The organism is Duganella guangzhouensis (assembly GCF_009674535.1).
Taxonomy (GTDB): domain Bacteria; phylum Pseudomonadota; class Gammaproteobacteria; order Burkholderiales; family Burkholderiaceae_D; genus Rugamonas; species Rugamonas guangzhouensis.
Genome location: NZ_WKJK01000001.1, coordinates 449,445 through 468,432, shown reverse-complemented (window position 1 = coordinate 468,432; position 18,988 = coordinate 449,445). Strand labels below are relative to the sequence as shown.

Here is an 18,988-nt window from a genome sequence, read left to right as displayed (position 1 = left end):
CCACTACTTCGCTTCAACCAGCGGCAGTTCGATCGCGCTGTTGTGGTACACCTTCAGCGTGGCCTTCTTGTAATCGGATGGCTTGGCGTAGAAGATGTTCGGCACGTAGGTCTGCGGGTTACGGTCATACAGCGGGAACCAGCTGGACTGGATCTGCACCATGATGCGGTGGCCCGGCAGGAAGACGTGGTTGGCGTTCGGCAGCGCAAAGCGGTAACGCTGCACTTCATTGGCCGGAATCGGCGATGGCGTTTCCAGGCTGTTGCGGTAACGGCCGCGGAAGATGTCCATCGCGATGCCCAGCTGGTAGCCGCCCAGTTCTGGCTGCGACGGCACTTCGTCCGGGTAGACGTCGATCAGCTTGACCACCCAGTCGGCATCGGTGCCGGTGGTGGCGGCGTACAGGTTGACCATCGGCTGGCCGGCGATCTGCACTTTGGCTTTCAGCGGCTCGGTCACATAGGTCAGCACGTCGGTGCGGTCGGAGAAGCTGCGCTGATCGCTCACCAGCCACGGTTTCCACACATTGCCATCGCTGATGCGCACCGGACGCGGTACGAACGGCACCGGCTTGGCCGGATCGGCCACGTATTCGTCGTAGGCTGCGGCGCCATCCTGCGCGGCCTGGAAGCCCAGCTTGAAATCGTTCTGCAGATAGATTGGCTTGAGCGGCGCGGCGCAGCTGTCGGCACAAGCCAGCGGCCATTGCGGCAGCTTTTGCCAGCGGTTGATGCCGGTCTGGTAGTACAGCACCGGCGGCGTATCAGCGACCGGCGCGCCGTCCTTCAGGTACTGGTCGAGGAAGGGCTGCATGAAGTCGCGGCGGAATTCCAGCGCGGTGTCGCCGGTGAACTTGAGCGCGCCCAGCGTCGAGCCTTCGTAATTGACGCCGCTATGGCGCCACGGGCCGACCACCAGATAGTTCTTGTTGTTGTCCTTGTCCTTCGGTTCCAGCGCGCTGTAGACCGCGTGGGCGCCGTAGATGTCTTCCTGGTCCCAGTAGCCGACCACGGTCATGGTCGGCACTTTGAGGTCGCGCTTGGCGAGGATTTTGTCCAGCGCCTGGTTTTGCCAGTAGCTGTCGTAGGCTGGATGCTCGAACAGTTTCTTGGTGAAGTTCAGCTGATCGACGCCGAATTGCGCGGCGTAGCTGGCGATCGAACCGGCACGCAGCAGGGCCTCGTAATCGTCGTAGACGCCGGTGGCCAGTTGCTTGCCGGAGCCGCGCGCAGCGGTCTGGCCGGCGATGTAGTTCAGGTTGGAGGTGCGGAAGGCGCCGTTGTGGAACCAGTCGTCGCCACGCCAGCCGTCGACCATCGGGCTCATCGGCACTGCCACTTTCAGCGCCGGATGCGGGTTGATCAGCGCCATCAGCACGGTAAAGCCTTCGTAGGACGAGCCTATCATGCCGACCTTGCCGTTGGATTCGGGAGTGTTCTTGACCAGCCAGTCGATGGTGTCCCAGGCGTCGGTGGAGTGGTCGGTGCGGGTGTTGTTCAGCGGGCCGATCAGCGGACGGGTCATGACGTAATCGCCTTCCGAGCCGTATTTGCCGCGCACGTCCTGGAACACGCGGATGTAGCCCTCGCTCATCATGGTCTCGTCGCCCTGGGCCACGATGGACTGCAGGTTGGGACTGACGTTGCGGGCGGCGCGGCCGCTGGCGTTGTATGGTGTGCGGGTCAACACGATCGGCGCATGCTGGGCGCCTTTCGGGATCACGATGACGGTGTGCAGTTTGACGCCGTCACGCATCGGTATCATCACCTCGCGCTTGATATAGTCGGCGTTGGGGATGATGGTGTCGAACTTGGCGGGAATGTCCGGCGCCATGGCAGGAGTCTGCGCAAAGGCAGGGGCAGACAGGGCAAGCAGTGCAGCAATAACAGGACCACGCATCTCGGCTCCAGTGAGAATTCCAAAGGAGCAATATACCATTAATGCAGCAATTTAAAGAGTACTGCGGTGACGCCTGCTTGGGCTATCAGCAGTCCGCAAATCCACTGAATCAAGTCGGCCTTGAGATTTGCCAGGTCGGCCCGGAATTCAAGCCGCAGCTCATTGAGCCGCATGTCCAGATACTCCCTCGTAACCATATGGGCATCGATCAGTGTGACCAGTGCGGCGGCCAACGTCGTAGCCTGCTTCTGGGAAAAGTCGCCCGCCACCAGTGTATCGACGAAGGCATTCATATCAAGATTGTTAGCCATGTTGCACTCCTTTTCAGCTTAGACCGCCAGGCGCGCAAAATGGTTCCTGAACTTGACAGACCGGCCATGACCTGCAACCATACGGCCATGATTTTTTATGCCCCGCCTCACGCCCACACGTATTGGCGCCGCTCCTAGCGAGCGCGGCCACTGTACACCCATAGTGAAGTGATATTTTTATCAACGCCGCCCCTGTCTGGTGGCGTTTTTATTATGTGCGCGCTGGACCGGGGCAAACCCTAGCAACCCCGAGGAATCCTGATGAGTCTGCCTGAAACGCCCACTACCGAAGCCGTCGCCGTCGCCCCCAAAGGTCCGCAAATCATCCTGACCGGTGACCGTCCGACCGGCCCGCTGCACCTGGGCCACTACGTTGGCAGCCTGCGCAACCGCGTCGAATATCAGCACCAGTTCAAGCAATTCATCATGCTGGCCGACTCGCAGGCGCTGACCGACAATATGGACGACACCAACAAGGTGCACCGTAACGTGGTCGAAGTGGCGCTGGACTATCTGGCGGTGGGCATCGACCCGGCCAAGTCCACCATCCTGATCCAGTCGCAGATTCCCGAGCTGGCCGAGCTGACTTTCTACTACCTGAACATGGTCACCGTGGCGCGCCTGGAGCGTAACCCGACCGTGAAAACCGAAATCGCGCTGCGCGGCTTCGAGCGCGACATCCCGGCCGGCTTCCTGACCTACCCGGCCTCGCAGGCCGCCGACATCTCGGCCTTCAAGGCCACGCTGGTGCCGGTGGGTGAAGACCAGATTCCGATGATCGAGCAGACCAACGAAATCGTGCGCCGCTTCAACCGCATCGTTGATAAAGAAATTCTGGTCGAGTGCAAGGCACTGGTGCCGGACCTCGGCCGCCTGCCGGGCATCGACGGCAAAGCCAAGATGAGCAAATCGCTGGGCAACACCATCAACCTGGGCGCCACTGCGGCCGAAATCACCGCCGCCGTGAAAAAGGTCTACACCGACCCGCTGCACCTGCGCGTTGAAGATCCGGGCCACCTGGAAGGCAACGTCGCCTTCATCTACCTGGACGCCTTCGACCCGGAAAAGGACAAGCTGGAAGAAATGAAGGCCCACTACGTGCGCGGCGGCCTGGGCGATTCCATCGTCAAGAAACGCCTGGAAGTGGTGCTGCAGGAGATGCTGGCGCCAATCCGCGCCCGCCGCGAAGAGCTGGCCAAGGACAAGGGCTACATCATGCAGCTGCTGAAGGAAGGCACTTTCCGCGCGCGCGAAGTGGCGGCGCAGACCGCCGATGAAGTCAAGGCCGCGCTCGGCCTGAGCTACTTCTGATCGCTTCCTGGCAGCTTTGGCTGGCGGCCGCTTACGGCATCGCCAGCCTGCTCTGCTTCATCGCCTATGCGATCGACAAGTCGGCCGCCCGGCGCGGCGAGCGACGCATACCGGAGCGCACACTATTGCTGCTGGGTCTGTGCTGCGGCTGGCCCGGCGGACTACTGGCGCAACGCCTGCTGCGCCACAAGACCATTAAGACCTCTTTCCAGCTGACCTACTGGTCCAGCGTCGCACTGAATCTCGCGGCGCTGTGGTGGCTCTGCACTCTTCTTTAAGGACGTAAAACCATGTGGCAAGGCGTGTTGTGTGGCTTGCTGGCCGGTGCCCTGTGGGGCATGGTGTTTGTGGCACCGGTGTTCCTCAGCGCGTTTTCGCCGCTGGAGATGGCGTGCGGGCGCTACATCGCCTATGGCCTGATCGCCGCCAGCGTAATGGCCGGGCGCCTGCCGCCGCTGCTGCGCCGGCTGGATCGCGCCGACATTGTCGCCATGGTCAAGCATGCGCTGGCCGGCAACATCGTCTACTACATGCTGCTTGCGCTGGGCGTCAAATTTGCCGGCGTGGCGGCGACCTCGCTGATTATCGGCGTGCTGCCGATTTCGGTCACGCTGATCGGCCACAAGGACCATGGCTCGGTGCCGCTGAAACAGCTGACCTGGCCGCTGCTGCTGGTGGCGGCCGGCATCGCCTGCATCAACGTCGACGTCTTCACGCATGACAGCGGCAACGGCATGCCGCTGGCGTGGAAGCTGCTCGGGGTGCTGTGCGCGGCCGGTGCACTGGCCTGCTGGACCTGGTACTCAGTCGACAACGCGCGCTACCTGAAACGCAATCCGCATTTCAGCAGCGGCGAATGGTCGGCGCTGTACGGCGTGTCCAGCGGCCTGATCGCGCTGGTGATCGCGCTGGTGGCGCTGGCCGTGTTCCATGGCGATGTGACCGGCGCGGCCGGGGCGGCCAGTGGCCGCGACTGGGGTCTGTTCTGGCTGGTCAACGCGGTGATCGCGCTGGGCGCCTCGGCCATCGGCAACCATTTGTGGAATATCGCCAGCCGCAAGGTGCCGCTGACTTTGTCCGGCCAACTGATCCTGTTCGAGACGCTGTTCGCGCTGCTGTACGGCTTTATCTACAAGCAGCAGTTGCCGCGCACGCTGGAGGTGGCGGCGATGCTGTTACTGGTGGCGGGGGTGATGTGGTCAGTGCGGATCCACGCGCTGGAAGACCCCAGCGAGGCGCACGCGGATTAATCCAGCAGGCCGTTCTCGGCCAGCACGTCCTGCACCAGCTCCAGGCGCAGCACCGGATTTTCCTGCAGCAGCAGGCGCTGCTTTTCTTCCAGATCCAGCCGCAGCAGTTCGCACCAGCGATTGGCCACCCAGCCGGCTTCGTCCAGCCGGTACGGCGGCGCCAGCGACATATTGGCGGTGGAGATCTGTTTCTTTTGCAGCGAGCGGATCAGCGCGCCCAGCGCGTTGGCCACGTCCTGCTGTTCGCTAGGGATGGGCACCACCATGTCTTCGGCAACCTCGTCCACCTCGGCCATCCACAGGCCGTGCTTCAGCTGTTCGGCCGATTTGACCTGGAAGCGCGTGGTGCCGATGCAGGAGATTTGCAGCAGTCCCGGCAGCGGCGCGCTCCAGTCGACGATGCGCGCCATGGTGCCAGCGCCGGACAGGGTTTCGTGCTGGTCCGGCACCCGCACTTCGCTGCCGTCCAGCAGCGATACCACGCCAAACTCCTCCCCTTTGGCGATGCAGCGCTTGACCAGATCCAGGTAGCGCACTTCAAACACCTGCAACGGCAAATGTCCGTCAGGAAACAGAATGGTTTTCAGAGGAAATAGTGGTATAGAAGCCATCCCTACATGATCGCATGAAATGGACCGGTCCGGCTCACGGGCGGCGGAAAATCATGCCGCCTTTCATTACTAATTGGACAGTTCGCAGCGCCTCGATGTCCTGGGTGGGATCGCCACGCACCGCCACCAGATCGGCCAGGTAGCCGGGCTTGATCTGGCCCAGCGTGGCCGACTGTTCCAGCACGGCGGCATTGACCACGGTGGCGGCGCGCAGCGCCTCGGTGGGCGTCATGCCCAGCCGCACCATCCACGCCAGTTCGCGCGCGTTGTCGCCATGCGCGAACACGCCGACGTCACTGCCGTTGCCGATGGTGACGCCGAGCTTGCGCGCCAGTTGGAAGGCGCGCGCGGCGGCCTGCATCGATGGCGTTGGTGAGCCACCGCGCTGATACTTCTGGAAGTATTCACTGGTCGCCTCGGGCGCAGTCAGCGTCGGGAAATAGGCGACATGGCGCTCGGCCATCAGCTTGAAGGTGGCTTCGCTGCCGCCGTAACCGTGTTCGATCGTGTCGACGCCGGCCAGCGTGGCGCGCCGCATGCCTTCGTCGGTGCTGGCGTGGGCGGACACTTTGCGGCCGGACTCGTGGGCGGTGCGCACCAGCGCGTCCAGCTCGGCCTGGCTGAAGGTGGCGTGCGGGCTACCGTCGGCGCCGGTGCGGTAATCGGCGTAGACCTTGATCCAGTCGGCGCCATGCGCGCCCTGCTCGCGCACCGCCTTGACCACTTCGTCAACGCCGCTGGCTTCCTGCGCGCCTTTCGGCAGGTCAATATCGTCGCGGTAACTGCGTGGCGAGGGGCCGTAACTACCGCTGGCAACGATGGCGCGGGTGGCGATGAATAAACGCGGGCCGGCGATCACGCCGTCATTAATCGCCTTTTTAATCGAAACATCGGCATAGTTGGCGCCTTCAGTGCCAAGGTCGCGCAAGGTGGTAAATCCCGCTTGTAATGTGGCGGCGGCGTGACGGCCCGCCAGCAAGGTGCGGTATTCCACCGCTTCCTTTAACACCTGATCGTCCCACGAGGTTTCGTTATATGGATGCAGCAGCACATGCGAGTGCAAATCCATTAAACCGGGGATCAGCGTGGCGTCCGGCAGGCTGATACGCTCGGCGCCGGCCGGAATATTCATTTTATCGGCCGGGCCGACCGCCGCGATCTTGTCGCCGGAGATAAGCACGGCCCAATTGGCGTGCGCGGCGCCATCGCCGGTCCACACCCGCGCCGGGCTTAACAAGGTATCGGCAGCCTGCGTCGCCGATGAGAATATCGCAATAAACAGCGAGAATAAGACCGTGGCCCGGCTACGCTTCATGAGTGCGCCATAAAAAGAAAAAAGCTGGTAGCCGGTTTATACGATATAAACCAGACTGACCAGCTTTTGAGAATGAAGGAGAATTACTTAATCAGATAATCATCTTTATTCTTGCCTTCCAGCCATTTCGGAGCGCGGCCACGGCCGGTCCAGGTCTGGCCGGTGGCGTCGTCGCGGTACTTGGTTGGCACCGGTGCGCGTGGTTTCGAGACCTTGGTTTTGGTGGCTACACCACCCAGGTCGGCCAAGCCCAGGCCATAATCGCGCATGATGGTAGCGATTTTCTCTTTGGCTTCAGCGATCTCGTTTTTACGGGCGCTTTCTGCCAGGTTCTCCAGTTCAGCGATCTTCGCTTTGTATTCCTGGTAAGTCGTCATCTTAATTCCTCTGAACGATGGGTTGGATACTTAGAAAACCTCAAGTGACAATCTGTGAGATTCGATAGCCGCAATTTACCATAACTTTGCGGAGATACTCCAGATATATCCTAACAAAATTCAATATAGCTATAAAAGTGAATATTTTCTACCACTGTTTTAGAAATATATCATTCGCACAAGGGCCGTGGCTGTATCCCCTCGCGCACCACCTTGCGGATTAAATTCGCCAGCCGGCAGGTGGCCGGGCCGGCTATTTCGGGATTCGCCACCACCAGCGATAAGGATAATTTCTGCCGCTGCCCGACTCGCAATGGCAAAGGCTTGAGCAAGCCCTGCTCCAGCTGTTTCTGGATTTTGTGCGCCGCCAGCCAGCCAAAACCTATGCCATTACAAATCATTTCCATTCGGGTGTGCGGACTGGTGACGGTCCAGCGCTGATTACTACTCAACCAGCCGTGATCGCGCGGATTCAGCGTGCCGGAATCGCGCACCACGATATGCAGGTTGCGGTTTAAATCATCGACCTCGACATCGCGCCCTAGCGCGTGCAGCGGATTACAAGGGTGGGCCACCGCGATAAATTCGATGTCCATCAACGCATCGCCGAGAAAACCGGGCGGGATGCGGCTGACAATGGCAATGTCGACCCGCTTTTCCAGCAGCGCATCCTCGGAGCCGGACAGCACGGTTTCCTCCAGATTGACGCGGGTGTGGCGCGCCCAGGGTTCGAAGTCGCGCAGCACCTGCACCAGCAATTCGACCGGGAACAGACTGTCGACCGCGATGCTGACCTGCGGCTCCCAGCCCTCGGCCAGGCTGCCGGCCAGTTGCTCCAACTGAAAGGCATCACCCAGCAGCTCGCGGGCGCGGGTCAACAGCGCTTCGCCGTTCTTGGTAAGCCGGGCACGGCGACCGTCGATTTCCAGCAGCTCGACGCCCAGTTGCTCTTGCAGCTTGGCCACCATGTAACTGACCGAGGACTGGCTGCGATGCAGCGCCTCGGCCGCCTGCGCGTAGCCGCCGCATTCAACGATGGCTTGCAGCACCTGCCATTGTTCCAGCGTACTCTTGGGTATTTTCACTTCGATTCCATGATGAAGGTGCCGTCCCAGTCGGACGGCGGCGGATTGACCGCCATGTGGCGGCAGCGGTCGACGTACAGTTCAGCGATCTGGTCACGCGGGTTCAGCGTCAGCACATCCTCGAACAGGCGCTGGGCGGTGGCCCAGTTGCGCTTGCGATAGCTTTGCAGGCCGTTGCGGAACAGCCCCATGGCCTCGGCCAGCGCAGGGTAGCTGTCTTCGTTGTGGTAGTCCAGCACTTCGTAAATCGATACCGGCCGCGTCTTGCCCTTGACCACCACGATGTCGATTTCGCGCGCGCGGTAGGTGCCGCGCAACGCCCGGTAGGTGAACTCGCTCATCAGGATGCGTGCGCCATACTGCTTGCAGGCCGATTCCAGCCGCGCCGCCAGGTTCACGCCATCGCCAATGATGGTGTAGTCCATGCGCTTCTTCGAGCCGATATTGCCGGACACCACCTGGTCGGTATTCAGGCCGATGCCGATCTCGACCGGCGGCTTGCCCTCGCCCGCCCGCGCCAGATTCCAGACATGTAGCGCGTTGACCATGGCGATGGCGGTGCGCACGGCGCGGTCGGCATCGTCCTCGTGCGCCACCGGAATGCCGAAGGCGGCCATGATGGCATCACCGATGAACTTGTCCAGCATGCCCTCTTCGCGCTGGATGCAGTCGACCATCAGCGTAAAGTATTCGTTCAGCAGCGCCACCGTGCCCTGCGCGCCCAGTTGCTCGGTGATGGTGGTGAAGCTGCGGATGTCGGAAAACAGCACTGTGGCGTGGACGTTTTTCCCACCCAGCATTTCAGCACCGTTGGCCACCATCTGATCGGCGATGCCGGGGTCCATGTAACGCGACATGGTGGCACGCAGCCGCTTTTCGCTGGAAATGTCTTCGATCATCAGCATCCAGCCGATGCGCTTCTTTTCCATCGTCAGCAGTGGCTGCACGCTGAGGTTGACCGAGCGGGTGTCGTCGCCCAGCACCAGCTCCACGTCCATCAGGTGCTCGGCGGATTCGTGGACCTCGACCTGGCGCAGCCGGTCCATGATCCAGCCATTGGCGGCGCTAAAGAATTCGCCGGCCGGGCGGCCGAGGATGGCGAAAGCGCTGGTGCGCAGAATGCGCAGCCCAGCCTGGTTGCAGGTGACGATATTCTCCTGGCCATCCAGCGTGATCACGCCATTCGACATCGATTCCAGCATGGCCTCGTTGTAGTTTTTGATCTGCTGGACATCGGCAAACAGCTTGGCATTTTCCAACGCGATCGAGATTTGCGCGGTGAAAGCGCGCAGCCGCGATTCGTCTTCGTTGCTGAACGGGCCGCCGCGCTTGTTCAGCACCTGCGTCACGCCGATGATCTTGCCAGCCTTGTTGACGATGGGGACGCACAGGATCGAGCGCGTGAAATAGCCGGTGCGCTTGTCGAACGCCGGATTGAAGCGCAGATCGGCATAGGCGTACGGGATGTTGATGGTCTTCCCCGAGCTGAACACGGCACCGGCGATACCGGCATTGTTGGGCAGGCGGATCTGCAGCGATTCCAGGCCCTGCCCCACTTCCGACCACAGCTCGCCGGTCTTTTCATCGTTGAGGAACAGCGTCGAGCGCTCGGCGTTGAGCAGGCGCGTGGCCTCGCTCATCACCTTTTGTAGCAGCGAGCCGAGCTTGATGTCGGCCGTGACTTCGGACACCACGTCGATGAACTCCATTTCCTGGCGGCGGATTTTCTTCATGCTTTCCAGGAAGCGCGCGCTTTGCAGCGCCAGCGTGCCCTGGGTGGTCAGCGCTTCCAGCAGTTGCAGATCGGCGCGACTGAACTTGCCACGGCGCTTGTTCAGCGTCTGTGAGACGCCGATGATCTCGCCCTTCACGGTGCGGATCGGCACACACAGGATGTTGCGGGTGACGAAGCCGGTCTGCTCGTCGATCGAGCGGTTGAAGCGCGGATCGGCGTAGGCGTCGGCGATCATCAGCGATTCACCGGTGCTGAAGACGTGGCCGGCAATGCCGCTGTGGTTGAGGATGCGGATTTCGCGCTGGCCCTGACCCTGCGCCACGCGCGAAAACAGTTCGCCGGTTTCAGCGTCGTTGAGGAATAGTGTGCCGCGTTCGGCGTTCAGTTCTTCGGTGGTGACTTCGACCAGCGCGATCAGGATTTCGTCCAGCGTATCGTAAGCCGCCATGCGGCGCGACACTTCCAGCAACAGCTCGACCTGGCGCAGACGCTTGCGCTGGGCCGCATGCAGCGCCGGCTGGTCGTCGGCGCTCATTTGGCGTCCTCCAGCACGGCACGCAGCGCGCGGATGGTGTCTTGCAGTTGGGTCAGTTCGGCGCGGTGACCGGCGGCGGCGGTCTGCAGCGCATCGTTGTGCTGCTGGGTGGCGCTCTCCAGACTGTTGCGCAGCGCGACGATAGTGTCGCGCAATTGCCGAATCTCGGCCTGGGCGGCCGACAGCGCATCCTGCACCTGGCGCTGACCGTCCTGCTGCGCCTGCTCCAACGCGGCGCGCAAGGCCACCACGGTGCGCTGCAAATCCCGCACCTCGGCCAGCTCAGGCTGGAGAACATCGGTTGCGTCTGACGAATTCAGGGTATTCCCCGGCAAAAGAATTCACCGAGGAATCATACCATTCTCAGAAGCGGCGTTCCACGGTCACGCGCAGCTGGGTTTCGCCGCTGGCCACGGTTGTACGGTTAAGGCTCCCGTTGGCGTCGTTGTACAGGCTTTCGGTGGTGTAGTCCTGAGCCAACAGATTGGAGACCGCGACCCGCAGATTGTTTTGCGGATCCAGCTTCCACAGCGCGTAGACGTCGAGATCGCGCCGCACCGAGGTGTAGCCGCCTTGAGTACCGCTGATACGCGCCAGGCCGCCGTTGCGGAAGCTGAAATTGCTGCCGGTGCTGAACTGACCGTCCGGCGTCTTGTAATCGATGCCGAGCGTGGCGCTGAGCGGCACTTGCTGATCGAGCCGGTTGTCCGGGCCGGGCACGCTGTCGACGCGCGACCAGTTGCGGCTGACGCTGGCGCGCAAGTCCAGCTTGGGCGCGTGATCGATCAGCGCGCTGGCCGGGAACTTGGCTTCCAGCTCGATGCCACGGGTTTCGGCGTTGCCGTCGTTGATGGCGGTCTGGACCCAGCGCTGGTCCTGGTAGAACAGCCCCTGGTGCGTGTAGTTTTCGATCCGGCGCACCGAAGCGCTGGCGCTCAGCAGGCCGCCATCGCCCCAGTAATGTTCGAACGATGCGTCCAGTCCCAGCGCCAGTTCCGGCTTCAGATCGGGATTGCCACGACGGTCGGGATCGGTCGGGCTGTTGTTGGTCGAGGTGAACTTGCGCGGAATCAGCGCGGCGGTGGTGGGCGCTTTGTAGGTGCGGGTCAGCGCCAACCGGAACTGATCCTTCTTGTTGGGCAGCTTGATCAGGGTTTGCATCAGCGGGCTGAATACGCTGGAGCGGTTTTGCACCGGATCGATGCTGCCGCCGTCGGCACGGGTATCCAAGCCCTCCCAGCGCAGACCGGTGTAGACCGACCACAGCGGCGTGATATTCCATTCATCCTGGCCGTACAGCGCCAGCCGCGTGACCTTGGCGTTGAAACCCTCATCGCTGTTGACCGGTGTGCTGCCGGGCAGATCGGCATCGCGCTGCACGCGGGTATCGTCGCGCTGGGTCAGGCCGGCGTCCCAGCCCAGCGACAGCGCATGCTCGGTCGCCTCCTGGCCTTGCGACGGCGTGCCGAAAACGAATGGCGTGGTGTACTTGCCCTGCGTGCTGAAGCCCTGCTCCTCGCTTTCCGAATGGACAGTGCGCAGCAGCGTGGCCGACAAGCCGTCGTTACCGCCGATTTGCAGCGAATCCGCGCTGTTGCGGGCATCGCTGACGGCAGCTTTGAGGTCCAGCTTGGCGCCCTCCTCCAGCTTGTGCACCCAGTTCAGATCGGTGCGGCCGAAGCCGTTGTGGTTGCTGTAAGTGCTGTCGATGCGATCATAGTCGGGGCCGGCGCCGAAGGCCGTGTCCGTACGGCTGTGGCTGCTGCTGGCAAAGCGATTGAAATTGAAAAAGCTTTGCGAAGTCAGCGTATCACCGCCATCCAGCGCCCAGTTAATGCGCGGCGACAGATTGAAACCATCGCCACGACCGGCATCCTGCCAGGTCGAAGCGCGCGCGAGATTGGGGACGCCATCTGCGTCGGTACCATTTTCCCAGCTAGGCGTAATGCGGTCATACATAAAGCGCCAGGCGTTGCCGCCGAACGAATAGGAAGTCGTACCGCTGCGGTCCGACATCTGCAAGCTCATGCTGGGCGAACTGCCGTGACTGCTCTTGGATTCACTGAGTTTAAGCTCGCGTTGAGCCGGCTTAAGCGCCTTCTTCAGCACGATATTGATCGTGCCCGCGATCGACTGCGTACTGAATTCCGCGCTGGCGGCGCGCAGCACCTCGATGCGCTCGATCACATCCGGCGCCAGCGTATCGATAGAAAAGCCGGCTGGCGCGCGCTCGCCATTAATCAGAATCTGCGTATAGCCAGCGCCGAGGCCGCGCATACGGACCTCACCGCCGCTACGGCCGGCCGCGCCGCCAACAGTAATGCCAGGCAAGCGCTTGAGCACATCATTGACCGAAGTATCGCCATACTTCTGAATCTCCTCCGCGCTAACCACCGTCTTGCTGGCCGTATCATCCCGCCGCGCATCGTATTTCGCGGCCGAACCCTTGATCTCAACCTTCTGCACCTCCTCCTGTTTAGGCTGCTCCACCTCCGCACGGGCATGAGCAACAAAACTGAGCGCGGCAACAGCAGCGGCAATCTGCGTCAAACGAATAGGCATGATAAGAACTCGCAATTGGAAACCTAACCATTATGCCTTGCCAAGCCAAAAATGTTTAGCAAATCATAACTCCGGGGTCAGGTCCATCATTTCTACACGAGCTCATGTTGAAATGGCGGACCTGACCCCGGAGTGGGCGCTATAATGCGCGATCGTTAATTTGTATGGATTGTTATCGTGTCCGACCGTCTTGCCGTATTGCCGCAATATTTGCTTCCAAAGGGAGCGCTGACCAATCTCGCCGGTCGCATCGCCGGCGCCCGGGCTGGCAATAAAACGACCTGGTTGATCCGCTGGTTCGTCGGCCGTTACAACGTCAACATGGCCGAGGCGCTCGATCCAAATATCGAGAATTACAAGACTTTTAACGAATTCTTTACCCGCGCGCTGCGCCCGGACGCGCGTCCGCTGGCGCCAGCCGAGTACGTCTGCCCGGTCGACGGCCGCATCAGCCAGTTCGGCGCGATTGAAGACGATCAGATTTTCCAGGCCAAGGGCCATCAATTCAGCACCACCGCGCTGGTCGGCGGCGATGCCCAACTGGCCGCGCAGTTCCAGCACGGCAGCTTCGCCAATCTGTACCTGAGCCCGCGCGATTACCACCGCATCCACATGCCGATCGATGGCAAGCTGACCCGCATGATTTATGTGCCGGGCGAGCTGTTCTCGGTCAACCCGACCACGGCGCGCGGCATTCCCGGCCTGTTCGCCCGCAACGAGCGCGTGGTGTGCGTGTTCGATACCGCTCACGGCCCGTTCGTGATGACGCTGGTTGGCGCCACCATCGTCGGCAGCATGGCGACCGTGTGGCATGGCCTGGTCAACCCGCCGCGTCTGCCGCAGGTGACCGAGTGGACCTATCACGATCAAAATATCGTGTTGAAAAAAGGCGATGAACTGGGCCGCTTCCTGCTCGGCTCCACCGTGGTGATGCTGTTCCAGAAGGATGTGCTGAAGTTCAATCCAGCCTGGCAGCCGGGCGCCGCCATTCAGCTGGGCGAAGAAATGGGCCAGCTGAAATAAGTCTCAGATGCCACCCGGCGAGTCGTTCGCAAACGCCGCCTCCAGCGCATCGATGAACACCCGGGTTTTGGCCGGCATCAGCCGCCGCCCGGGAAACACCGCCCACCCCGTCACTTGCGGAAACGCCCATTCCGGCAGCACCCGCACCAGCTCCCCCGTTTGCAGATACGGCCGCGCGATCGCCTCGGTTGAAGCGCCAATACCAATGCCGGTGGCCGCCATGCGCACCAGCAGTTCCGGCGAATTGGCCAGCAGCCGCACCGGCAATTCGCGCTCCCACGAAGTCTTGCCGCGCAACAGATGCCAGCGGATCAGCCCGTTCAGCCGGGGCGGCAGACTCAACAAATCGTGCTTGAACAAATCATCCGGATGCTCGGGCAAGCCGCGCAGATTGGTGTACAGCGGCGAGGCGTACAGCGCCAGCGAGCTGAAGGTGATGCGCCGCGCCGCCAGCGTGGCGTCATCCGGCAGATTGCCCATGCGGATCGCCAGATCAAATCCCTCTGCCACCAGATCGACCCGGCGCGGCGACAAATCCAGTTCCATCGAAATGGCAGGATAACGGTCCAGAAAGCGCGCCAGCACCGCGCTGACCGCGATGTTGGCGAAGTCGGCCGGCATCGACACCCGCAACAGCCCGCTAGGCGCCCCCTGCCGATGCTGGGCCAGCGCGCCGGCCGCCTCGGTCTCGTCCGCCACCTTGCGCGCGTGCTCCAGCAGGCTGGCGCCGAATTCGGTCAGCACCAGCTTGCGCGTGGTGCGTTGAAGCAGGCGCTCGCCCAGTTTGCCCTCCAGCAGCGTGATGCGGCGCGAAACCGTGGATTTGGGCAGCTGCACCCGCTCCGCCGCCAGGCTGAAACTGCCGCATTCAACGATGCGGGCAAACAAAAGCAGGTCTCCAGGGTCGATTTCCATACCGATTGTTCCATTGGTGGATGAATGTTATCCATTTTAGGGTATTCCGCATTGGATTTGAAACGATTAAAGTTACTCCATCGACGCAGCACTCACCAACATACAAGGAGCAACACCATGAACATCCTGCAAATCAACTCCAGCGCCCGTAGCAACGGTTCGGAATCCACCCGTCTGGCGGATGCTCTGGTAGCCAAGATCAGCGCCGCCAACGCAGGCGCCGCCGTGACCCGCCGCGACCTGGCCGCCAATCCACATCCAGTGCTGGACGAGCCTGCCCTGCAAGCCCTGTTCACCCCGGCCGATCAGCGCACTGCCGAACAAGCCGCCCGCGTGGCACTGGACGACGCTCTGATCGCTCAAGTGCAAGCTGCCGACGTGATCGTGATCGGCGCACCGACCTACAACTTCGGCATCACCGCTCAGCTGAAAAGCTGGTTCGACGCGATTGCCCGCGCCGGCGTGACCTTCAAATACGGTCCTACCGGCCCGGTTGGTCTGCTGACTGGCAAGAAAGTGTATGTGGCCCTGTCGCGCGGCGGCATCCACCGCGACGGCCCGACCGACACGCAACTGGCACACATCAAGATCTTCCTCGGCTTCGTGGGTCTGACCGACGTGCAGTACGTGTTTGCCGAAGGCTTGGGCATGGGTCCTGAAGCGGTAACCAAAGCCCAAGCGCAGGCTGAAGCTGAAATCAACGCCATTCTGGTTTAAATCGGAGAATTAACATGACTGATCGAGTAACGACTGTACGCAGTGTAGAACGCATCATCCAGGGCCAGGCCGTGATGGACGGCGCCGGCGTCAAGATCAACCGTGTGTTGACCCAGTCGCTGCAACGTCGCCTCGATCCCTTCCTGATGCTGGATAACTTTGGCAGCGACCAGGCCAACGATTACATCGCCGGCTTCCCGAGCCATCCGCATCGCGGCTTTGAAACCGTGACCTATATGATCGAGGGTCGCATGCGCCACAAAGACAGCGCCGGCAACGAGGGCTTGCTGACCAACGGCGGCGTGCAATGGATGACCGCCGGCCGTGGTGTGATTCACTCCGAAATGCCGGAGCAGGAAGACGGCGTGATGGAAGGCTTCCAGCTGTGGCTGAATCTGCCTGCCAAGGACAAGCTGCGCGCGCCGTGGTATCGCGATTTTAACGGTGCCGATGTGCCGGTGTTCACCACGGCGGAAGGCGCCACGGTCAAAGTGATTGCCGGTCGTTCGCATGGCGTGGACGGCGCGGTGCAGCGCGAAGTCACCGAGCCGCTGTACATCGACGTTGAGCTGCCAGCCGGTGCTTCATTCGAGCAGTTGCTGCCTGAGGGGCATAACGCCTTCATCTTCACCTATCGCGGTTCGGTGAACGTGGGCGACAAAGCGGTGCCGACTGGTCGCATGGCGATTTTGGCCAACACCAAGGGCGCCGATGGCGTGGCGGTAGTCGCTAGCGAAGCCAGCCGCTTCATCCTGATCGCCGGCCAGCCGCTGAACGAGCCGATCGCGCAGTACGGCCCGTTCGTGATGAACACGCAAGCCGAAATCTTCGCCGCCGTGGAAGATTTCCGCGCCGGCAAACTGGGTGAAGAAGCCCACGCGTAACTGTTACAACAGCCGCCAGGCGTGGACCTCCCCGCCTGCGGCTGCCGAATTTCCTCTCTCCCTACTTGGGCCGGGCTAGTCCCGGCCCTTTTTTTTGCGTATCGCGAGCAGGCTTGCCATCAAACGCTGCAGCGCGCCCTTGCGCTCACGTTGCTCGCGCTCCGCCAGCAAGCCACGCACCTGTCGCCGCAATTGAAAATTATCGACGGCATAACCCAATATCAAAACCAAGAGCATCGCCAGCGTGATGGTGTCCCCCAGCCAATGCCAGGAAGCCCAAGCCAGCACTGCAAAAAAGCAGCCACACAGGACCAGCCAGAGCCTGTCCTTCATGGCCGGCTCCATGATTGACGATAGTGCTGCCTGGAGGTCACTTGGGAGTTATAGATGCCGGGCCAACGCATCAAAACACCCGCAAGCCACGGTCGATGCAGGTTATTGCTACGGGCAGATATCAACACGTCGGATAGCGACGTGCCGCCTGCCAGAGTTCGCCCAGTGGCAACGGCGATGCTGCCCACCACCGCTCCGGCATAAAAAGAAGCACGCAAAGCCCCCAGGTAAATTAGCTTCTCCAACCCCGTCCCAGCTCCGATCAATTCCGAAACTGTCACTTTGGAGCCATGCTGCTGAATGGCCGACAACAGCGTCGTTGCCGTTTGAATCGCCGCACCTTTGGTCGCAAACAGCGTTTCTGGACAGTCAAGCCCCAAGCTGTCCATGTTCTCCTTGAAGTACTTATAAAAGTCCGATGCCATAATCTTCTCCTATAAAACGCCGATATACACGGCGTTTTAGAAGCATATGTAATACCCGAGTCCGCGCATTGAGCCATCGCACTACGGCCTGGCGAAGACTGAATGTCCAGCCGCACGCTAAAATAGCATCATGATTGATATTCTGATGACATGGCTGCGCCGCCTTAGCCACCTGCTCGGCTTCGAAACGGCCGATTCCTTCCCGCCCGGCCACCCGTACGAACACACTCGTTGGGATGGCGCCTCTTTCGACATCGCTTCCGACGTCAAGCCGGAGCAGATCGAGCAGCGCTTGTGCGATGCTATCGCCAACACGCCGCTGGTGTTTGGCCGCATCGTCAATCCCACGCCGCGCATGCAGCGCACTTTGTTGGCGGTGCTGGAAGAACGCATGCGCGTCAACCGCGGCCGCGCCACCGAGCTGGCCGCGCTGCTGGTCGAGGCTTACGACAGTCCGCACATCACCGAAGTCATCCCCGGCCTGCGCACCGTCATCGCCAACACGCGCGGTTACGACATCGGCGACCGCGCTCGCGCGGTCATGGCCTTTCTGGGCTCAACCCAGTCGCCGTTTGATGTGATTGAGATGAACTAGCGTAGTTCGACGCCACATAGCGGTCACGCAGCTTCATGAACGGCGTCTCGACCAGCCGGTACAGCAGCCAGCCGGCCAGCGCACTGGCCGCACTCATGATGAGCAGCGCCTGCCAGCTTTCCGCCTCCCAGCCCTGCTCCGCGAGCGGCGCGCGCAGCAGCACGCACAGCTGCTTGTGCGTCAGGTAAATCGCATAGGACCACAGCGCGATGCTGGCCGCGCCCGGCACGCGCCAACGCTGCAACAGCGAACCGGGACTGAGCGCCGCGATCAGCAGCAGACTGTAGCTCAGCCCCAGCAGCGGATAGCCATAGACCGTCATCGTGTAACCATAATGATCGTCCAGCAGCGCGCGCCAGGTCAGCGTCAGCAGGACCACGCCGGCCACCAGCGTCCAGTTGCCATACGAAGTGATACGCGTCCACGCCGCAGCGTGATAATTCCTCAGCAACGCCAGCGCCACGCCAAAAATCAGCTCATCGAAGCGACACCACGAAGCGTAATAAATCACCGTGTAATAATGCCCGTTGCCATACTCCCCCGGCCACAGCTGGCTGCGCAGCAGCATGCCGCCCAACACCGCGCCCACCGCCGCCACCCAAGCCCACAGCAGTGACTTGCGCAGCGTGGCGATCAACAACGCGCTGGCCGGCAGCAGGAAATAAAACTGCTCCTCCACGCACAACGACCACGCATGCGAAAACGCCGTCCCCGGCATCAGATTGATATTCTGGGTGAAGGTCAGGAACTTCCACAGCGGCGGCAATTCGCTGCTGCCGCGCATGGCCGGCCACAAGGCATACAGCGCCAGCACGAAGTAGAAATTGGGCAGCGTCCGCAGCAGCCGACGCGCATAAAACCGCGCCAGCGAAAAGCGCGCCGTGCCCGCTTGCTGCTTGCGGATGCCGGCCAGAATCTGGTTGCCGATCAAATAACCACTGAGGGCAAAGAACAGGTCGACGCCAGCCCAGCCTATCTCGCTAACCCAGCCAAAAGTGGGCGCGCCGCTGACGAAGATCATGTAATGGTTGGCAAACACCAGCACGATGGCCAATGCGCGCAGGGTGTCGAGGCCGGGATTGCGGCCGATGGTGGTGGAATTCAT

20 protein-coding genes are annotated in these 18,988 nt (G+C 61.5%); 7 read left to right on the top strand and 13 right to left on the bottom strand.

Features of this window, described 5'->3' with window-relative positions; genetic code table 11:
- Window positions 1-3 precede the first annotated feature (3 nt).
- The gene (locus GJ699_RS02035; protein WP_229261893.1) at window positions 4-1,833 is read right to left on the bottom strand and encodes a CocE/NonD family hydrolase; all 1,830 of its coding nucleotides are present in this window, start codon (window positions 1,831-1,833) and stop codon (window positions 4-6) included.
- Between the two features lie 104 nt (window positions 1,834-1,937).
- Window positions 1,938-2,210 (bottom strand): CCDC90 family protein, encoded by a 273-nt coding sequence (locus tag GJ699_RS02030; protein ID WP_154372599.1) that lies wholly within the window; start codon window positions 2,208-2,210, stop codon window positions 1,938-1,940.
- A gap of 261 nt (window positions 2,211-2,471) precedes the next feature.
- Between GJ699_RS02030 and trpS the strand changes: the two genes are divergently transcribed.
- Genes trpS through GJ699_RS02015 form a run of 3 tightly spaced genes read left to right on the top strand, consistent with a single transcriptional unit; the run spans window position 2,472 to window position 4,771 of the window.
- The gene (gene trpS / locus GJ699_RS02025) at window positions 2,472-3,521 is read left to right on the top strand and encodes a tryptophan--tRNA ligase (RefSeq protein ID WP_154372597.1); all 1,050 of its coding nucleotides are present in this window, start codon (window positions 2,472-2,474) and stop codon (window positions 3,519-3,521) included.
- Window positions 3,518-3,799 carry a DUF1294 domain-containing protein gene (locus GJ699_RS02020; RefSeq protein WP_154372595.1) on the top strand — a complete coding sequence of 94 codons (282 nt, stop codon included), beginning with the start codon at window positions 3,518-3,520 and terminating at the stop codon, window positions 3,797-3,799. Before trpS ends, GJ699_RS02020 begins: the two co-directional genes overlap by 4 nt.
- Before the next feature lie 12 nt (window positions 3,800-3,811).
- Window positions 3,812-4,771 (top strand): DMT family transporter, encoded by a 960-nt coding sequence (locus GJ699_RS02015; RefSeq protein ID WP_154372593.1) that lies wholly within the window; start codon window positions 3,812-3,814, stop codon window positions 4,769-4,771.
- Here GJ699_RS02015 and GJ699_RS02010 read toward each other — a convergent pair.
- The 7 genes from GJ699_RS02010 to GJ699_RS01980 all read right to left on the bottom strand — a co-directional run bounded on the left by GJ699_RS02010 (window position 4,768) and on the right by GJ699_RS01980 (window position 12,991).
- Complete coding sequence (locus GJ699_RS02010) at window positions 4,768-5,382, bottom strand: LON peptidase substrate-binding domain-containing protein (protein ID WP_154372591.1); 615 nt, start codon at window positions 5,380-5,382, stop codon at window positions 4,768-4,770. The genes GJ699_RS02015 and GJ699_RS02010 overlap by 4 nt on opposite strands.
- A gap of 34 nt (window positions 5,383-5,416) precedes the next feature.
- Window positions 5,417-6,697, bottom strand: coding sequence for a metal-dependent hydrolase family protein (locus tag GJ699_RS02005; RefSeq protein WP_154372589.1), 1,281 nt, complete (start codon window positions 6,695-6,697; stop codon window positions 5,417-5,419).
- An 83-nt stretch (window positions 6,698-6,780) separates the two neighbouring features.
- Window positions 6,781-7,074, bottom strand: coding sequence for an H-NS histone family protein (locus GJ699_RS02000; RefSeq protein WP_154372587.1), 294 nt, complete (start codon window positions 7,072-7,074; stop codon window positions 6,781-6,783).
- A 170-nt stretch (window positions 7,075-7,244) separates the two neighbouring features.
- Entirely contained in the window at window positions 7,245-8,159 is a 915-nt protein-coding gene (locus GJ699_RS01995; protein ID WP_371867429.1) for a LysR family transcriptional regulator, read from the bottom strand.
- Window positions 8,156-10,429, bottom strand: a complete 2,274-nt coding sequence (locus GJ699_RS01990) for a GAF domain-containing protein (protein ID WP_154372584.1) — start codon at window positions 10,427-10,429, stop codon at window positions 8,156-8,158. Before GJ699_RS01990 ends, GJ699_RS01995 begins: the two co-directional genes overlap by 4 nt.
- Window positions 10,426-10,764 (bottom strand): hypothetical protein, encoded by a 339-nt coding sequence (locus GJ699_RS01985; RefSeq protein WP_229261892.1) that lies wholly within the window; start codon window positions 10,762-10,764, stop codon window positions 10,426-10,428. Before GJ699_RS01985 ends, GJ699_RS01990 begins: the two co-directional genes overlap by 4 nt.
- 28 nt (window positions 10,765-10,792) lie before the next feature.
- On the bottom strand, window positions 10,793-12,991 hold the full coding sequence (locus GJ699_RS01980) for a TonB-dependent receptor plug domain-containing protein (protein ID WP_154372582.1): 2,199 nt from the start codon (window positions 12,989-12,991) through the stop codon (window positions 10,793-10,795).
- 177 nt (window positions 12,992-13,168) lie between these two features.
- On the opposite strand from GJ699_RS01980, the gene asd reads away from it, so the two are divergent.
- Window positions 13,169-14,014 (top strand): archaetidylserine decarboxylase, encoded by an 846-nt coding sequence (asd, locus tag GJ699_RS01975; RefSeq protein WP_371867428.1) that lies wholly within the window; start codon window positions 13,169-13,171, stop codon window positions 14,012-14,014.
- Between the two features lie 3 nt (window positions 14,015-14,017).
- Here the strand turns inward: asd and GJ699_RS01970 are convergent, their stop codons facing one another.
- Complete coding sequence (locus GJ699_RS01970) at window positions 14,018-14,929, bottom strand: LysR family transcriptional regulator (RefSeq protein WP_154372580.1); 912 nt, start codon at window positions 14,927-14,929, stop codon at window positions 14,018-14,020.
- 117 nt (window positions 14,930-15,046) lie between these two features.
- Between GJ699_RS01970 and GJ699_RS01965 the strand changes: the two genes are divergently transcribed.
- Window positions 15,047-15,646: an FMN-dependent NADH-azoreductase gene (locus GJ699_RS01965; protein WP_154372578.1), complete on the top strand. Its 600-nt coding sequence runs from the start codon at window positions 15,047-15,049 to the stop codon at window positions 15,644-15,646.
- Window positions 15,647-15,660: 14 nt separating this feature from the next.
- The gene (locus GJ699_RS01960) at window positions 15,661-16,530 is read left to right on the top strand and encodes a pirin family protein (protein WP_154372575.1); all 870 of its coding nucleotides are present in this window, start codon (window positions 15,661-15,663) and stop codon (window positions 16,528-16,530) included.
- Window positions 16,531-16,605: 75 nt separating this feature from the next.
- On the opposite strand, the gene GJ699_RS01955 is transcribed toward GJ699_RS01960, so the two are convergent.
- Together GJ699_RS01955 and GJ699_RS01950 are read right to left on the bottom strand one after the other, a co-directional pair.
- On the bottom strand, window positions 16,606-16,863 hold the full coding sequence (locus GJ699_RS01955) for a hypothetical protein (protein ID WP_154372574.1): 258 nt from the start codon (window positions 16,861-16,863) through the stop codon (window positions 16,606-16,608).
- Window positions 16,860-17,288 (bottom strand): hypothetical protein, encoded by a 429-nt coding sequence (locus GJ699_RS01950; RefSeq protein ID WP_154372572.1) that lies wholly within the window; start codon window positions 17,286-17,288, stop codon window positions 16,860-16,862. Before GJ699_RS01950 ends, GJ699_RS01955 begins: the two co-directional genes overlap by 4 nt.
- A 130-nt stretch (window positions 17,289-17,418) precedes the next feature.
- On the opposite strand from GJ699_RS01950, the gene GJ699_RS01945 reads away from it, so the two are divergent.
- On the top strand, window positions 17,419-17,883 hold the full coding sequence (locus tag GJ699_RS01945) for a hypothetical protein (protein WP_154372570.1): 465 nt from the start codon (window positions 17,419-17,421) through the stop codon (window positions 17,881-17,883).
- On the opposite strand, the gene GJ699_RS01940 is transcribed toward GJ699_RS01945, so the two are convergent.
- Entirely contained in the window at window positions 17,828-18,988 is a 1,161-nt protein-coding gene (locus tag GJ699_RS01940) for an acyltransferase family protein (RefSeq protein WP_154372568.1), read from the bottom strand. The two genes, GJ699_RS01945 and GJ699_RS01940, sit on opposite strands and share 56 nt — an antisense overlap.

Bases quoted from the DNA above. Each gene is read 5' to 3' on its own strand.
- GJ699_RS02035 (WP_229261893.1), bottom strand. From the start codon at position 1,833: ATGGCGCCGGACATTCCCGCCAAGTTCGACACCATCATCCCCAACGCC.
- GJ699_RS02030 (WP_154372599.1), bottom strand. From the start codon at position 2,210: ATGGCTAACAATCTTGATATGAATGCCTTCGTCGATACACTGGTGGCG.
- trpS (WP_154372597.1), top strand. From the start codon at position 2,472: ATGAGTCTGCCTGAAACGCCCACTACCGAAGCCGTCGCCGTCGCCCCC.
- GJ699_RS02015 (WP_154372593.1), top strand. From the start codon at position 3,812: ATGTGGCAAGGCGTGTTGTGTGGCTTGCTGGCCGGTGCCCTGTGGGGC.
- GJ699_RS02010 (WP_154372591.1), bottom strand. From the start codon at position 5,382: ATGGCTTCTATACCACTATTTCCTCTGAAAACCATTCTGTTTCCTGAC.
- GJ699_RS02005 (WP_154372589.1), bottom strand. From the start codon at position 6,697: ATGAAGCGTAGCCGGGCCACGGTCTTATTCTCGCTGTTTATTGCGATA.
- GJ699_RS02000 (WP_154372587.1), bottom strand. From the start codon at position 7,074: ATGACGACTTACCAGGAATACAAAGCGAAGATCGCTGAACTGGAGAAC.
- GJ699_RS01990 (WP_154372584.1), bottom strand. From the start codon at position 10,429: ATGAGCGCCGACGACCAGCCGGCGCTGCATGCGGCCCAGCGCAAGCGT.
- GJ699_RS01980 (WP_154372582.1), bottom strand. From the start codon at position 12,991: ATGCCTATTCGTTTGACGCAGATTGCCGCTGCTGTTGCCGCGCTCAGT.
- GJ699_RS01970 (WP_154372580.1), bottom strand. From the start codon at position 14,929: ATGGAAATCGACCCTGGAGACCTGCTTTTGTTTGCCCGCATCGTTGAA.
- GJ699_RS01965 (WP_154372578.1), top strand. From the start codon at position 15,047: ATGAACATCCTGCAAATCAACTCCAGCGCCCGTAGCAACGGTTCGGAA.
- GJ699_RS01960 (WP_154372575.1), top strand. From the start codon at position 15,661: ATGACTGATCGAGTAACGACTGTACGCAGTGTAGAACGCATCATCCAG.
- GJ699_RS01955 (WP_154372574.1), bottom strand. From the start codon at position 16,863: ATGAAGGACAGGCTCTGGCTGGTCCTGTGTGGCTGCTTTTTTGCAGTG.
- GJ699_RS01950 (WP_154372572.1), bottom strand. From the start codon at position 17,288: ATGGCATCGGACTTTTATAAGTACTTCAAGGAGAACATGGACAGCTTG.
- GJ699_RS01945 (WP_154372570.1), top strand. From the start codon at position 17,419: ATGATTGATATTCTGATGACATGGCTGCGCCGCCTTAGCCACCTGCTC.
- GJ699_RS01940 (WP_154372568.1), bottom strand. From the start codon at position 18,988: ATGAATTCCACCACCATCGGCCGCAATCCCGGCCTCGACACCCTGCGC.